Consider the following 14,513-nt stretch of genomic DNA (forward strand, 5'->3'; position numbering starts at 1 on the left):
GTCGCGGCGCATCGTTCTGCCGGGTTTTTGAGCATGGTTCGGCGTGCGGCGGCAAGGCAGCGCTGCCTCTGGCCCGCGCCGTGCCGGCGGAGTATGACCCGCGCCATGCTCGAACAGCTTCCCGCGGTCACTGCCCTGTACCAGGTTGATGCCGCCAACCCGCAGCGTCGCCAGCGCGCCATCGCCGATGTGGTGATGGGGATGGCGCGCTGGCGCCTTGCTGTCGCCCTCGCCTGGCTCGACATCCGCAACCGATATCGCGGCTCGGTGCTCGGCCCGTTTTGGCTGACGCTGTCGACGGGCGTGATGCTGCTCGGCATCGGCATCACCTATTCGGCGCTGTTCCGCCTGACGCTGGTGGAATACCTGCCGCACCTGGCCGTCAGCCTGGTGGTGTGGAACTTCATCTCGCAGATGGTGACGGAGGCCACGACCAGCTTCGTGCAATCCGAGGCGATCATCCGCCAGATGCCGCTGCCCTACACCATCCACGCGCTGCGCTGCATGCTGCGCAACGCGCTGATCGGCGCGCACAACCTGCCGCTGATCGCGCTGGTCTTCCTCGTCTGCGGCACCTGGCCGGGATGGGAGGTGCTGCTCGTGATCCCGGGGCTGATGCTGATCGCGATCAACGGCTTCGCGCTGGCGCTGCTGCTGGGGATGGTGTGCGCGCGGTTCCGCGACATCGGGCCGATCGTGGGCAGCATCATGCAGCTGTTCTTCTTCCTCACCCCGATCATCTGGAAGCCACAGCTGCTGGGCGAATGGGCGGCGCTGCTGCCGCTCAACCCGTTCTACTCCATCCTCGAGACGGTGCGCGGCCCGCTCATCGATGGCGGTGGCGCGCTGATCGCCTGGGTTGCCGCCTTCGCCTACACCATCATCAACGTCGTGCTCGCGGCGGCCTTCCTGGTGCGGTTCCGCAGCCGCGTCGCGTTCTGGGTCTGATCGAAACACGCCATGGCCCTGATCGAAGCCCACGGGCTCTGCCTGGATTTTCCGTATTATCACCTCGGCGCGCGGTCGCTGAAGAAGCGGCTGCTGGGCAATGCGCGGCTGCACACCGACCCTTCGAATCGCGTGGTGGTGACCGCGCTGCGCGACCTGAGCTTCACCATCCGCGACGGCGAACGCGTCGCGCTCATCGGGCATAACGGCGCGGGCAAGACCACGCTGCTGCGCATGCTGGCCGGCGTGTACGAGCCGGTCGCAGGGCGGCTGACGGTCGCCGGTTCGATCGGCGCGATGATCGACGTCAGCGCCGGGGTCGATGCGGAATCGACAGGCCGGCAGAATGTGCGCCTGCGCTGCCTCTACCGCGGCATGGAAGAGGCGGAGACCGCGGCGCTGACCGCGGAGGTCGAGGCCTTCGCCGACCTGGGCGAGTTCTTCGACGTGCCAATCCGCACCTATTCGGCCGGCATGGGCGTGCGCCTCGCCTTCGCGATGGCCACCGCGATGCAGCCCGAAGTCCTGCTCATGGATGAGTGGTTCCTCGCCGGCGATGCGGGCTTCCTCGCCAAGGCGGAGGAGCGCCTCACCCGGCTGGTGACCGGCGCGGACATCATGGTCGTCGCGACCCACGACACGTCGGTGGTTCGGCGCTGGTGCACGCGCGCGATCCGGCTGGAGGGCGGCGTCATCACCGGCGACGGGACGGTCGACGAGGTGCTCGGACCGGTTGAAGCGTAGGAGAGGCTATCCCGCCGCCTGTCCCACCGCGCCGCAGAAATCCGCCGTGGTGGAAACCCAGCCGAAGAAGGTCTCGATGTTGTAGATCGCCGCCTTTTGCGCGAAGTCCGGCCCCGCCGCGTGGGTCGCGTCCTCCAGGACCACACAAAAATACTCGAGGTGGAAGGCGTCCCGCAGCGAGGATTCCACGCAGACATTCGTCGCGATGCCGGTGAAGACGATGTTGCGGATGCCGCGCGCGCGCAGCAGCGAGTCGATGTTGGTGTTGAAGAAGCCGGAATAGCGCGTCTTGGGCACCACCAGGTCGGCCGGCTCCGGCTTCAGCGCATCGACCAGCGCATAATCCCACCCACCCTTGGACAACAGCGTGCCGGCCAACTCCGGCTGCTTGCGCATGGTCTTGAGCGCGTTCGACTTGTGGAAATTGGGCGACCCAGGCCCGCCCGCCTCGGCATAGGCTGGGTCCCATCCATTCTGGAAGAAGATCACCGGCATCCCCGCCGCGCGCGCGGTCTGCGCGACGGTACCAATGCGGGCGATCACCTGCGACGTGCCGGAGATGTCGAAGCCGGCGATGTCGATATACCCCCCCGGCGACGCATAGGCGTTCTGCATGTCCACGATGATCAGCGCCGTCTCGGCCGCGACCAGTCGCAGCGCCTCGGGGCGTGCGGGCAGGATGAAGGGCGCCCGGCGCGGCGCCTCGGGAGCGTAGCCGGCCGGGCCGTCCATCAATGCCCCGCGCGCACCAGCTTGCCCGGCCGCGCGCCGGTCTCCACGCCATGTTCGAACACCGGCACGCCGGAGACCATGGTCATGTCGTAGCCCTCGACCCGCTGGACCAGACGCCGCCCGCCAGCCGGAAGATCGTAGATCATCTCGGGGTGATGCATGCGCAGCGCCTCGTAGTTGATCACGTTGATGTCGGCCTTCATCCCCGCCGCGAGCCGCCCGCGATCCTTGAAGCCGAAGAAATCCGCCGTCTCGCTGGTCTGGCGCTTGATCACGAATTCCAGCGGCAGGCGCTCGCCACGGCTGCGGTCGCGCACCCAGTGGGTGATCATGAACGTGTTGAGCGAGGCGTCGCAGATGACGCCGCAATGCGCGCCACCATCGGACAGGCCGAGCACCGTGTTCGGGTCGGTGATCATCTCATGCACCACGTCCAGGTCGCCATGGACGTAGTTGGTGACCGGGAAATACAGCATCCGGCTGCCATCGCCGCCGACCAGGTAGTCGTAGCAGAATTCCTCCGCACTCATCCCGGCCTTCTCCGCCATGGCGGCGATGGAACGCTCCGGCGCCGGCTCGTAATCCGGCGGATCGCCGAGCAGGTACATGCGGTCCCACCGCGTCGCGATCTGGCGCGACAGCGGCGGCAGCACTTCCAACAGCCGCGGCGAGGCCTCCTCGGCCAGGATCGCGCGCTTGAGCGCCGGGTCGCGCAGCCGCTCCAGCTGCGCCGCCGGGCTGAGCTTCGCGAGATCGGCAAAGCTCTCGCGCAGCGCGAAGGGATTGAGCGAGGTGGTAAGGCCCAGGATCAGCCCCACCGGCCGCCCCGCGACCTGCGCCGACATCGGCAAGCCGCGCGCACGCGACGCGCGGACGCCATCCATCAGCCGGCGCCAGCGATCCGGATCGTAGCTGCGGTCGGTCAGCAGGAACCACATGGGCAGGCCGTTCTTCTCGGCGATGCGGTTCAGCCAGGTGAACTCCGCCGCCTCATCCTCGAAGTCGGACAGCATGCCGAAGGTGCCGTGGCCCGCGCGCCCCAGCGCGTCGCCGATGGCGATCAGCTCCTCATGCTCGGCATAGCGGCCGGGGACCAGGTCGCCCGCGAGCGTCTTATGCTGGTCGGTGCGCGATGTGGTGAACCCGAAGGCGCCCGCGCGCATCGCCTCCTCGGCCAGGCGCGCCATCTCCGCGACATCCTCGCCGGTGGCCATCTCGCGGTTGATCGCGCGCTCGCCCATGACGAAGACGCGCAGCGGGTGGTGGGCGAGCTGGGCCGCGATATCGATGGTCCGCGGCAGCTTCTCCAGCGCGTCGAGATATTCAGGGAAGGAGGTCCAGTCCCACTTCAACCCTTCGCTCAGAGTGATGCCGGGGATGTCCTCGACGCCCTCCATCAGGTCGATCAGCGCCTGGCGATGCGGCGCCTGGACCGGGGCGAAGCCGACGCCGCAATTGCCGAACAGGATCGTCGTCGCGCCATGCCAGGAAGAGGGGGCGAGCACCGGATCCCAGGTCGCCTGCCCGTCATAGTGCGTGTGCACGTCGACCCAGCCGGGGGTAACTAGCTTGCCGGTCGCGTCGACGTCGCGCTTCGCAGGGCCTGCCTCACCGCCCACCGAGGTGATGACGCCATTGTCGATAGCAACATCGCCGACGTAGGCGGGGGCGCCGGTGCCGTCGACGATGGTACCGCCGCGGATCACTGTATCGTGCATCTTGTCTTGCTTCCTCTTACGACAGTCGGATGCCGCGGGTGCGGATGACATCGCCCCAGAGCGCGGTATCCGCGCGCTGATGTGCGGCGAAGGCGGCGGCATCGCCATTCAGCGGGATGAAGCCCGCATTGGTGACGGCGGCGCGGGTCTCGTCGCGCCGCGAGAAGCGAAGCACGGAAGCCGTGATGCGGTCCAGTACCGGTTGCGGTACGCCGGCCGGTGCCATCATGCCCCAGTAGGTGGCGCTCTCAAACCCCTCGACACCGGATTCCTGCAGCGTCGGGATATCGGGAAACAGCGGCGAGCGCTGCGCGGTGGTGATGGCCAGCGGCTTGATGTTGCCCGTGCCGATGAGCGCACGGACGAAGGCGGCTTCCATGAAGTTGCAGTCACACTCGCCGGCGAGCAGCGCCTGCGTCGCCGGCGCGCCGCCGCGATAGGGCACGTGCAGCATGGAGACGCCCGTCTTGGCCATGAACAGCTCGGTGGCGAGGTGGCTCGTGAAGCCGATCCCCGCCGTGGCGAAGGTGATCGCCTCGGGCCGGGCGCGGCACAGCGCGATGAATTCGGCGACGGTATTGGCCGGCACCGAGCGGTGCAGGGTGAGGAAGCTCGGCGCGACCGCCAGCAGCGCGAGCGGGGCGAAGGCGCGATCATTGTCGTAGGGCGTCTGGTAGAGATGCGGCGCGATCGCGTAGGTGCTGTTGCTCGCCAGGATGATGGTGTGGCCATCGGGTCGCTGTCTGGCGGCGAAATCCATGGCGATGGTGCCGCCGGCGCCGGTGCGGTTGTCGATCACCACGGGCTGGCCAAGTTCGGCGCTCAGCGCGGCAGCCAGCGGGCGGCCGAGCACATCGCCGGGACCACCGGGTGCAACAGGCATGATGATGGTGATGGGGCGGGCGGGGAAGCTTTGCGCGATCGCGGGGCGCGCGAGCGGTGTCGCGACCGCAAGGCCCATAAGAAGACGGCGTTTGATCATGGCGCACTCCTGGTCGAGTGGCGCTTCCCACTCGAAGGCTAGGCGCCGCATCGCAGTCTTGGCAACCCGGGCCGGGATGGGGGCCCGTCGCGTTTGCGGGATGGAGCCGGTGACCCGAACGTGTTCGCCGCTCCGCCAAGGGAGGCATCGCCATACCCGCGCCAAGCGGCTAGGCGGTAATCTACTTCAATTCTTCCGCGATTCGCCCATTGACCATCCGGGCCGAAATCGGAAATCTTCCTCGTCTGCAACGACCCTTTAGGAAAACGCCATGAACCATCGCATCCTCCTCGCGCTTGGCGCGCCGCTCGCCTTCGCCGCCTGCGCCAGCACGCCGCCGCCGCCGCCGCCGCCGGTTGCCCCGGTCGTGCAGGCTCCGCCGGCCGCGCCGGAGCCCGCCGCCGTGGCGCGCGAAGCCTGCGAATCCGCGGCGCGTCCGATGGTCGCCCGCCAGTTCCGCGGCGCCGACCAGATCACCTTCAACGATCCGCTGGCGCGCGCGGCCTCGCCCACGACCACCAGCATTCGTGGCGGTGGCCAGTTCACCACGGCGCGCGGCCCCGCGAACTTCTCCTACCGCTGCACCTTCAACATGCGGAACAACACGACCAGCGCGATCCGCATCACGCGCCGCTGATCCGGTCTCCGCGCCGGTCACGCGACCGGAGCGGGCGAACGTCGTTTCGAATGCAGGTCGCCAGCCTCGTCTGGCGGCCTGCAACCGAGTTTAGGCCACCGCGCGAGAGACTTTCGGTCCGCGGGGCAGCGTGGCGCCGTTCACCCCTCCAAGCATCGGTTCGAGCAGTCTGGCGAACCCGTCGCAGGACGATGCAATGCTCCCCGCTGCGTCGCTGGAGCGGTATTCCAGTATTCTACCGCCGTCATTGCACTGCGACATTTCTTCCACCGCAGCCCACGAAGATATGATGCAGCAGCGATCAATCGCACTTCAATTTGTTTCGATTCGTTTGACCGAGCGATGCGATGAACGTTCATCAGCGCTCCCGACACTTCCGCAATTTTGATTTCAGTGGCAGCAAACGACCATTTCCCGTATCGCAAGAGAAATGACGCAGCGAGTTAGCAACCCGAATCGCCAACGGATCCGCGAAACTTGTCCGGATCCCGCTGGTGGAACTGAAATTCCAGCATGAACGACCGGGCACCACGATGCCTGCCATGACCAGCGTCCTGCGATGGCCCGGCGCGGCCCTTCGCAGCGCGCCGGACAAGGCCCCACGCTCCTCCCGTTGGCTGGTAGTGGCGGCGGCGTCCTTCGTTCTGTCCGCGATCCTCGCGGCCGGTCTTCTGCTCGGCCACCTCTATCGCCGCGACATGGCCCGGGCCGAGCGGGAGATCGAGAACCTCGCACTCGTGCTCGCGAACTACACCGAGAATACCTTCCGCTCCGTGGAGCTGCTGCACCAGGGCCTCATGCAGCTGGTCACCATCCTCGGCGTCGAGAACACCCGCGAATTCGACGAGCGGCTGAGCACCCAGGCGGTCAACCTCGAACTGCGGTCCATGATCAGCGCGTTGCCGCAGATCGAGGCGCTGTTCCTGACCAATGCGCAGGGGGTGACGATCGCATCCTCGCGGGCCTGGCCGCTGCCGGTCTTCTCCATCGCCGACCGTCCGCATTTCTCGGTGCTACGCGATGATCCCCAGCTCGCCACCTATCTCGCCCCGCCGGCACGCAACATCCAGACCGGCACCTGGAACATCTATCTCTCGCGCCGGCTGGAAACTGCGAACGGAGAGTTCCTCGGCATCGCCGGCGTGGGCATCGGGCTGACCGATTTCGAGGAGTTCCTCGGCCGCATCGATCTCGGCCCCACAGGCGTGATTTCGCTGTGGCGGCGCGACCTGGTGCTGATGGCGCGGTTCCCGCACCCGGAGCCGGGCCAGAACAGCTCGGCCGATGCCGACGCCATCCGCTTCGCGCAGATCGCCGGCGCCGCGTCGGGCCTGACCTATCACTCCGAGAGCCCGCTGGACGGTGTCGAGCGGATCATCGCCGCGCGCGCCCTGTCGGACTACCCGGTGATCGTGACCGTGTCTCGCAGCGTCGACGACGTGCTGGCCTCATGGTGGCAACATGTCCTGACCACCAGTATCGCCCTGGTTCTGGTGACGCTGACGGCGATCGGCGGCGCGCTGCTCGGCATCCGCCACCTGCAGAGCCGGGACCAGCTCGCCACCGCGCGCACCGCCCTGAGCGTGCTCGAGGAGCAGCGCAAGGGGGCGGCGCGGATCGACTTCCTCGCGCATCACGACGCGCTCACCGGGCTTGCGAACCGCGCGCTGCTGCGCTCGGTGATCGACGGGGCGTTGGTCCGCGCCAAGGCGGGGGGCAAGCCCTTCGCCGTGCTCTATCTCGATCTCGACCACTTCAAGGATGTGAACGACACCCTCGGCCATGGCGGCGGCGACACGCTGCTTCAGGCCGTCGCCGGGCGCTGCATGGGCCAGGTGCGCCAGATCGACACGATCGCGCGCCTGGGCGGGGATGAATTCGCCTTCGTGCAGATGGAGCTGGACCAGCCCAAGGATGCCGGCCTGCTGGCCCAGCGCCTGGTGGAGGAATTGCGCGCACCGTTCGAGATCGACGGGCACAGGGTCGTCGTCGGCGCCAGCATCGGCATCGCCGTCGCACCGCGCGACGGCCTCGACGCCGATACGCTGCTGAAGAACGCGGACATGGCGCTCTACCGCGCCAAGGCGGCCGGGCGTTCCCGCTTCCGCTATTTCGAGCAGGGCATGCACGCCCAGGCGCAGAAGCGGCGCCGCGATCAGTTCGACCTGCGCCGCGCGCTCGAGAACCAGGAATTCGAGCTCTACTACCAGAAGCAGGTGACGCTGCCGGCGCGGCGCCTGATCGGCTTCGAAGCGCTGCTGCGCTGGCGCGACCCATATCGCGGGCTGATCCTGCCCGACCAGTTCATCTCGCTGGCCGAGGAGATGGGTCTGATCATCCCCTTGGGCGAATGGGTGCTGCACCAGGCCTGCGCCCAGGCGGCCGCCTGGCCTACGCCTTGGCGCGTCGCGGTCAACCTCTCCCCGGTGCAGTTCGGCGGTGGCCGCCTCTATGAGGCGGTCAGGTCCGCGCTGGCGCTATCCGGCCTCGACCCCGCCCGGCTCGAGCTCGAGATCACGGAATCGGTGCTGCTGCGCGAGACCGAGGAGACGATGGCGAGCCTGCACCGGCTTCGCGAGCTCGGCGTCGCCATCGCGCTCGATGATTTCGGCGTCGGTTATTCCTCGCTCGGCTACCTGCAGCGCTTCCCGTTCGACCGCGTGAAGATCGACCGGTCCTTCGTCGCGAGCCTGGGCTATTCGCGCGAGAGCAACGCGATCGTGCGATCGGTGGTCACGCTCGGTACCGCGCTCGACATGTCCATCACGGCCGAAGGCGTCGAGAACGAAGCCCAATGCGCGCTATTGGCTGAGATCGGGTGCCACGAGGCGCAGGGGTTCCTGTTCGGCAAGCCTGAGCCCGCCGACACGGTCAGCCTCGCGCCCTCGTGCTAAGACCTGGCGCCGCCGGCCTCAGAGCGCCGCCTGGCGGACGCCCGGCCTGCCCGCCTGCCCCGGCCCCATCAGTGCGAAGGGCGCCCAGAACGCCGGGTGAGACCCGCCGCGCAGCCGGAAGATGCCAAGCTGCGCCTTCTGCAGCGCCTCGGCACTGCCGTCGCCGTTGCGCATGTTGAGCAGCATGACCGCGCCGGTCCGTGCCGCGGCGATGTCGTTCACATACCAATGCGTCAGCAGCAGACCGCGCGCGCCGGAATAGAAGAAGCTGCGCGCGAGCGTGGAGAGGCTCTCGCCGGCGGCGCGCCCACCGCCGGAGTTGCACGCGGAGAGCATCACCAGGTCGGCGTCGAGGTCGAATTCCAGCACCGTGCCGGAGGTCAGCAGCGCCTGCGTCGCATCCGGCCCGTTGGCGGCGGCCGAGGCGATGATCGCCGGCTCGGTGAGGCAGGCGAGGTCCGAGGGCAGCACGCCATGGGTCGCGAAATGCACCACGCGGTAGTCGCGCAACCGGGTCCGGCGCAGCGCGTCGAGGGTGAAGGCCGCACCCAGGCGCTGCTCCGACGCATTCGCCCCCATGATCTGCCCGGCGACCCGCAGCTCCAGCGCCGCACCGGGCAGGGCCGCGAGCGAGGCGAGGCCGCGCCCGCAGGAAGGCTGTGCGGGGAAACTGCGCGCGGCGTAGCTCGCCGGCACCGGCACCGGCGCACCGAACCCGACCCAGGCCTGCCCGGCCGCGGAGTTGCCCGAGCGGCGGAGCGCGATAAGGCTGGCCGGCGAGGGCAGATGCGTCACGGGCATGGCTTCGAGCAGAAAGCGCGCGCCCTCGTGGCTGCGCGCGTCGGGCGGCGGCGCGGTGACCAGCATCGGGAAGGGCAGCGACAGCAGCGCGCCCTCGGCCACCACGAGCAGCGCCCGCGCCTCGCCGACGCGCGCGCCATGCACGCCGATCAGCGCCTGGTACAGGGCATGCGCGGTGCCCGCCATGAACGGCTTCTCGCCATTCCCGTCCTCGACGCTGGCGCGAAGCTCGGCCACCAGGCGGTTGATCTCGGCGGTGTCGGCGCCGATCCGCGCGACAGTGATCCGCCCCTCCTGCGCCCAGAAACTCCAGCCGCGGCCGCCTTCGGGCTCGGTCACCAGCAGCAGCGCCTCGCCCGGTCGGAGTGCGGCCATCGCCTCGGACGCCGTCGCCGAGGATTGCACCAGCTGCGCGAAGCCGGGTGCGGCCGATTGCAGCGCGGCGTCGGCATCAACCGCCTCCGCCTCGGCGGCGCCGATGCCGCCATCGAGCGCGGCGAGCTCGCCACGGTTCGCGCCCGCGGCGATGGCGGCGTCGCGCTCACGGTACTTGGCGGCCAGTGTGCGCTCCGCCGTCTCGCGCCGGCGGAAGGCACCGGCGACGGCCGGGTCGCGCGCCGATTCCGTCAGCCGTGCGGCGGCGCGTCCGATCTGGGTGGTCGTCACCAGCCCCTGGCCGAGCTGCGCCGCCTCGAAGGCGGCATCGACCTGGCCGGCCAGAGCGAGCGCATCGACGCAGGGCGCGATGCGCCGCGCCTCCACGCCCTCGCGCAGGGACCGCAGCACGCTCACCGCCTCGCGGCAGATCCCGGCGGTCTCGCCGGCCGTGGGCCCGATGGCGGCGGCACGGAGCAGCAGCGTCTCCGCATAGGGGCGCGAGCGCGGCACGCCGAGCGCGAAGCCGCGGGCGGAGGCGGCGAAGCGCGCATCGGCGAGCCCGGTCTCGCCGGTGCCGGCCGCAAGCGCACCGCTGGTCCGCGCGAGGCGGGCCGAGATGAGGTTCGCCCCCGACAGGCCCGGCACCGCGGCGACGATGCGCTGCGCATCCGCGACCGCCACCTGCGCCTCCGCGCCCCGCCCTGCGGCACGCAGCACGGCGGCGGCGTTGCGCCGCGCCTCGATGAGCCCGATCGTCGCGCGCTGCGCGAGCGGGTCCGGCACCACGTCACGCGCGACCAGCAGGGGCGCTAGCGCCGCGCCGCTATCGGCCGGCAGGGCGGCCCCGCCCTCGCGCAGCTCCGGCGGCAGGAAGGGCCGGTAGAGCGTGGCGGCGCGCGCGAAGCCGGCGAGTGCGGGCTCGGTGCGGCCGCGATTGGCGTCGGCCAGCGCCCGGTAATGCGCGAGGGCCGCCGGCGCCAGCGGGTCCGCAGCGCGGGCCGCGAGCGGGGTCGCGCGGTTGAACAGCGCATCCGCCTCGGGATAGCGGCCCTGGTTCGAGAGCTGCAGCGCGAGCAGCATCATCGTCTGGGCGCTGTTGGGATTGTTGGCGCCGAGCGCGCGATCCTGCAGCGCGAGGGCGGCGCGATAGGCGGTCTCGGAGGCGGGAAAGCGCTCGGCCTGATTGGCGTCGCGGCCGATCTCCATCAGCGCGTCGAAGCGACCAATATCGCCGCTCGAGATCGCCTCGCGCGAGAGGCGCTGCGCCAGCAGCGCGATCGCGTCCGAGGAGAGCGGCGCCGAGGCGGTGCCGCTGCGCCCCGCCAGCACGCCGATCGCGCGGTCGGCCGCCGGCAGCGCGGAGAGCACGCCCTCGGCGAGCCAGATCCGGCCCTCGCCGGCGGCGAGCACGAAGGCCGGCCAGCCGCCCTGACGCCGGCGGCACTCCATGAGCGCGCCGTTCATGCCGCCGCTGGTCGCCGGCCTCGGGGCGTCGCAGTCCAGCCGCGCCGCGAGGGTCGTGCGCGCCGCCTGCGCCGCGCCCATGGCGGTCGCACCATCGCCGCGGCGGATGCGCACCGCGGGGCTTTCCCAGGTGCCGCACCAGATGTCGCCGCCATCATTGGTGCGCGCCATCCGGCAGGGCTCGCCGGCGGCACTCGCACCGACCTCGGTCACCGCGCCGCCGGAGGAGACCGGCACGAAGGCACTCTCGGGCGGCCGGGCGCAGGCGGCGAGTGCCAAGCCCAGGATCAGGATGGTGGCGCGCATGTCAGAAATCCTCCGCACGCACGTTGGGGGGGGCGAGTTCGCGGTCTTCGGTCGTGTCGCGCCCGGGGCGCACCACGAGGGACACGCTGGGGAAGCGCACCAGCCCGGCGGGCTGCCCGGCCGGGTCGAGCTCAGCCTGCAAGCCGCGCGGGTTGTCGGCGACGGTATAGCTCGGGACGTCGGGCCGCGACTGGTCCCCAGGCTCAGCCTGCGCGGGCGGCGTCGGCGGCGTCGGCGGCGGCGGGGTCACGACCGGAGGCGGCGGTGCGCAGAGCCCGGCCACGGCGATCGCGCAGTTGTTGAACAGGAAGCTCAGCGCATTTGGCGGCGGGGAAGGCTCGGTCACGCCCTGCGCGTTGCGCCGTTCGCCCAGTGCGGCGGCACTCTCGCCCGCGACGCCCGCGATGGTGCCGTTCAGCAGCGTACCGCGGCCACCGAGCACCGCGAGCTGGCGGGTATTGATCCCACCCGAGGCGAAGCCGCCGGTGCCCAGCGAGAGACGGGTGAGACCGGCCACGTTCAGCCCGCCGAAGGTCACGGCGGGCGCGCTGACCACCAGCAGCGGCGTCTGCGCGGTGCCCGCGAGCGATGCGCTGCTCGTCCCCTGCACGGTCACCTGCACCGGGGAGGAAACCAGCCCGTTCACCGCCACCGCATCGCCGGCGAGCAGCAGCGCGCCGGTGGTGGCGATGGCCGAATTGCCGTTCACCGCGACCGTGCCCGACGGTGCCGACAGGGTCAGGACCGGCGCGCGCACGGTGCCGTTGACCGTGATGGAGCCGGTGGTGGCGCGCAGCACCGCCTCATCGGCCGCCTGCACCGTCGCACCGGCCGGAATTTCCATCAGCGGCCCGGCATTGACGATCTCGAGCGTCCCGACCGAGCGGGTTTCGCCCAGCCGGTCGAGCAGGTTCGCACCGGCGAGCTCGATGTTGCCGTCCGAGTTGCTCACCCGCAGTTCGGCGGCGGTCACGCGGCCGGGGCCGGTGGTCGAGACGGACCCGCTCGCGACCAGCGTCACGATCCGGCCCGGCGCGGAGACCAAGCCCGCGAGCACGAGCTCCCCCGCACTGAGGAAGAAATTGTCCCCGGCGGAGAAATCGCCGAGCTGCCCGATGGAGACGTTGGGCAGGTTCACGCCGCCGCCCGCGCTGCCGGTCAGGATGTCGGCGCCCAGCAAGGTGCCCGCCGCCTGGGTGATGGCGCCGAGGCTGCGAAGGTCGAGCGTGCCCACCGCCAGCGTCGGGCCGCCGGCGAAGTCGAAATTATCCTCGATGGTCAGCGCGGTCGCGGTCGTGCCGCCCGCCGTGGTGCCGCCGATGCGCAGCGTGTCCGTCGCGTTGATAAGAGCCAGCGTCTGCTGGTTCAGCGCCAGCGTGCCCGGCGTGGGCGTCGTCGCATCGGGCAGGGCGAACTGAACGGCGCGCGGGGTGGCGGGCGCGATCTCGACGGTGGCGGCATTCACGCGCGGTGTGGTTGTGGGTCCTGCCGGCAGGTTCAGGCCGTTGACCAGAAGAGATATGGTGCCGCTGGGCGAGGTGAGCAGGCCAGATGGAAGAGTTCCAACGCCGGCAGCAATCGTCAGGGTGCCTTCCGTCGCAATCCGGATGGACGCCGCCTGGATCGTACTTGCGGTCGTAACCGTGAGATTTGTAATCCCGTTATCAAGGCTGAAACGCCCCGGAATGTTCACTGAGCCAATGTTGGCCACGGCATTGGGCGCACCACCGCCGGCGCCATGGTCGAGCAGCGCATCCGCGCCTGACGCGACCCCGAGCGTCCCCCCCGGGACAACAATCTGCCCGCCCTGCTGGGAAATTCCACCAGTCCCAGCGCCGAAGGTAAGGTCGCCCACGTGGTTTATTGTGCCGTTGAGTCGCAGCGCGCCCGGAAGCGCCGGATTACGGGTGCCCCCCGTCGTGGCCGCGGCAATCACACTCAGCCCTTCAAATACTGATCCTGAGACGCTCGATCCAGGATTGAGCGTAACGTCGCCATTGGCCGTGAGGACGAACTGATTGACGCCCGCATTGACGGAGCCGTTGACCGTGAGGTTCCTGGCCGTGGCGCCGCCGTCCGCGATGATTCTGATGTTTCCGCTCCCTGCGCCGGCCAGCAGGGATACCGGTCCCGCCACGGTCAGATCCACGATATTGTTGACGATGATGCCCTGCTGCGCGGTCAGCGAGCCGAGCGTCGCGATCTCATTGGCGCCGCTGAGCGTGATGGCGTTGAAGGACAGCGCCCCGGTCTGTGTCAGCGTCGTCGCGACGATCCGCCCATTGGTGCCGGCGGTGACGTTGCCGGGCGCCGTGCCGCCGGTATTCTGCAAGGTGACAGTGCCGCTCGCCTGGGCCAGCGCGTTGAAGGCGATGGCGTTGCCGATCAGCGTGAGGTTGCCCGCCTGGATCACCACGTTCGCATTGATCTGGATGAGGCCATTGGCCGCGGTCTGCAGCGTCAGGCTGCCCTGCGGCTTGGTGACCGCATCCTGCACCACGATCGAGCTGGTGGCCTGCAGCAGCAGGTCCCCGGTCACGGCGGCGATCTGCGTGGGTGTGACCACCGCGTCGGTGGGCGGCGCGCCGAAGCCGAGCGAATCGCCGGCCGGGTTGAAGTCCGGCACGCCGGGCAGCGTGAAGCCGTTATTGGCGATCAGCAGCGTGTTCGGGTCGAACAGCACGGTGCCCGCCTGGCCTTGCGGCGCCCCGGCGTCGATGCTGCCGGGCACGCGGAAGCCGCGCTCGCCCGAGACCTCGACGAAGCCGCCATCCCCGCCCTGCGGCCCGCCGCGCGCGCTGATCGCACCCGCCATCTCGGTCGCCTCGGTGGAATGGACGATGATGCTGCCGCCCTGCCCCAGCACGGTCGCGTCGGCGCGCAGCTCCGCACCCGGGGCCACGCCGGTG

The 14,513-nt window shown here is 69.8% G+C and carries 9 protein-coding genes; 4 read left to right on the plus strand and 5 right to left on the minus strand.

The genetic code is table 11. From position 1 onward, the window contains the following. Nucleotides 1-105: 105 nt before the first annotated feature. Together GXW79_RS08425 and GXW79_RS08430 are read left to right on the plus strand one after the other, a co-directional pair. On the plus strand, nt 106-948 hold the full coding sequence (locus GXW79_RS08425) for an ABC transporter permease (protein WP_211873928.1): 843 nt from the start codon (nt 106-108) through the stop codon (nt 946-948). Nucleotides 949-960: 12 nt separating this feature from the next. Further along, a complete protein-coding gene (locus tag GXW79_RS08430; RefSeq protein WP_211873929.1) occupies nt 961-1,692 on the plus strand; it encodes an ABC transporter ATP-binding protein in 732 nt (243 codons plus the stop codon). Nucleotides 1,693-1,698: 6 nt separating this feature from the next. Here GXW79_RS08430 and rutB read toward each other — a convergent pair whose 3' ends face one another. From rutB to GXW79_RS08445, 3 genes are read right to left on the minus strand one after another with little or no spacing between them, the layout of a single operon-like run. Then, nucleotides 1,699-2,424 carry a pyrimidine utilization protein B gene (gene rutB / locus GXW79_RS08435; protein ID WP_211873930.1) on the minus strand — a complete coding sequence of 242 codons (726 nt, stop codon included), beginning with the start codon at nt 2,422-2,424 and terminating at the stop codon, nt 1,699-1,701. Then, nucleotides 2,424-4,142, minus strand: a complete 1,719-nt coding sequence (locus tag GXW79_RS08440; protein WP_211873931.1) for an N-acyl-D-amino-acid deacylase family protein — start codon at nt 4,140-4,142, stop codon at nt 2,424-2,426. The genes rutB and GXW79_RS08440 overlap by 1 nt, the downstream gene beginning before the upstream one ends. A gap of 16 nt (nt 4,143-4,158) precedes the next feature. Then, nucleotides 4,159-5,124: a Bug family tripartite tricarboxylate transporter substrate binding protein gene (locus GXW79_RS08445; RefSeq protein WP_211873932.1), complete on the minus strand. Its 966-nt coding sequence runs from the start codon at nt 5,122-5,124 to the stop codon at nt 4,159-4,161. Between the two features lie 271 nt (nt 5,125-5,395). Here GXW79_RS08445 and GXW79_RS08450 point away from each other — a divergent pair, with 271 nt between their 5' ends. Then, nucleotides 5,396-5,761, plus strand: coding sequence for a hypothetical protein (locus GXW79_RS08450; RefSeq protein ID WP_211873933.1), 366 nt, complete (start codon nt 5,396-5,398; stop codon nt 5,759-5,761). Between the two features lie 542 nt (nt 5,762-6,303). Next, entirely contained in the window at nt 6,304-8,655 is a 2,352-nt protein-coding gene (locus GXW79_RS08455) for a putative bifunctional diguanylate cyclase/phosphodiesterase (protein WP_211873934.1), read from the plus strand. 18 nt (nt 8,656-8,673) lie between these two features. On the opposite strand, the gene GXW79_RS08460 is transcribed toward GXW79_RS08455, so the two are convergent. Together GXW79_RS08460 and GXW79_RS08465 are read right to left on the minus strand one after the other, a co-directional pair. Beyond that, entirely contained in the window at nt 8,674-11,604 is a 2,931-nt protein-coding gene (locus tag GXW79_RS08460) for a CHAT domain-containing protein (RefSeq protein WP_211873935.1), read from the minus strand. 1 nt (nt 11,605) lies between these two features. Beyond that, nucleotides 11,606-14,513: beta strand repeat-containing protein (locus GXW79_RS08465; protein WP_211873936.1), on the minus strand; the 2,908-nt coding region annotated here is incomplete at its 5' end.

The organism is Plastoroseomonas arctica (genome assembly GCF_018128965.1).
GTDB classification, from domain to species: Bacteria; Pseudomonadota; Alphaproteobacteria; order Acetobacterales; family Acetobacteraceae; genus Plastoroseomonas; species Plastoroseomonas arctica.

Coding starts and splice junctions, on each gene's coding strand:
- GXW79_RS08425 (WP_211873928.1), top strand. CDS start 106: ATGCTCGAACAGCTTCCCGCGGTCACTGCCCTGTACCAGGTTGATGCC.
- GXW79_RS08430 (WP_211873929.1), top strand. CDS start 961: ATGGCCCTGATCGAAGCCCACGGGCTCTGCCTGGATTTTCCGTATTAT.
- rutB (WP_211873930.1), bottom strand. CDS start 2,424: ATGGACGGCCCGGCCGGCTACGCTCCCGAGGCGCCGCGCCGGGCGCCC.
- GXW79_RS08440 (WP_211873931.1), bottom strand. CDS start 4,142: ATGCACGATACAGTGATCCGCGGCGGTACCATCGTCGACGGCACCGGC.
- GXW79_RS08445 (WP_211873932.1), bottom strand. CDS start 5,124: ATGATCAAACGCCGTCTTCTTATGGGCCTTGCGGTCGCGACACCGCTC.
- GXW79_RS08450 (WP_211873933.1), top strand. CDS start 5,396: ATGAACCATCGCATCCTCCTCGCGCTTGGCGCGCCGCTCGCCTTCGCC.
- GXW79_RS08455 (WP_211873934.1), top strand. CDS start 6,304: ATGACCAGCGTCCTGCGATGGCCCGGCGCGGCCCTTCGCAGCGCGCCG.
- GXW79_RS08460 (WP_211873935.1), bottom strand. CDS start 11,604: ATGCGCGCCACCATCCTGATCCTGGGCTTGGCACTCGCCGCCTGCGCC.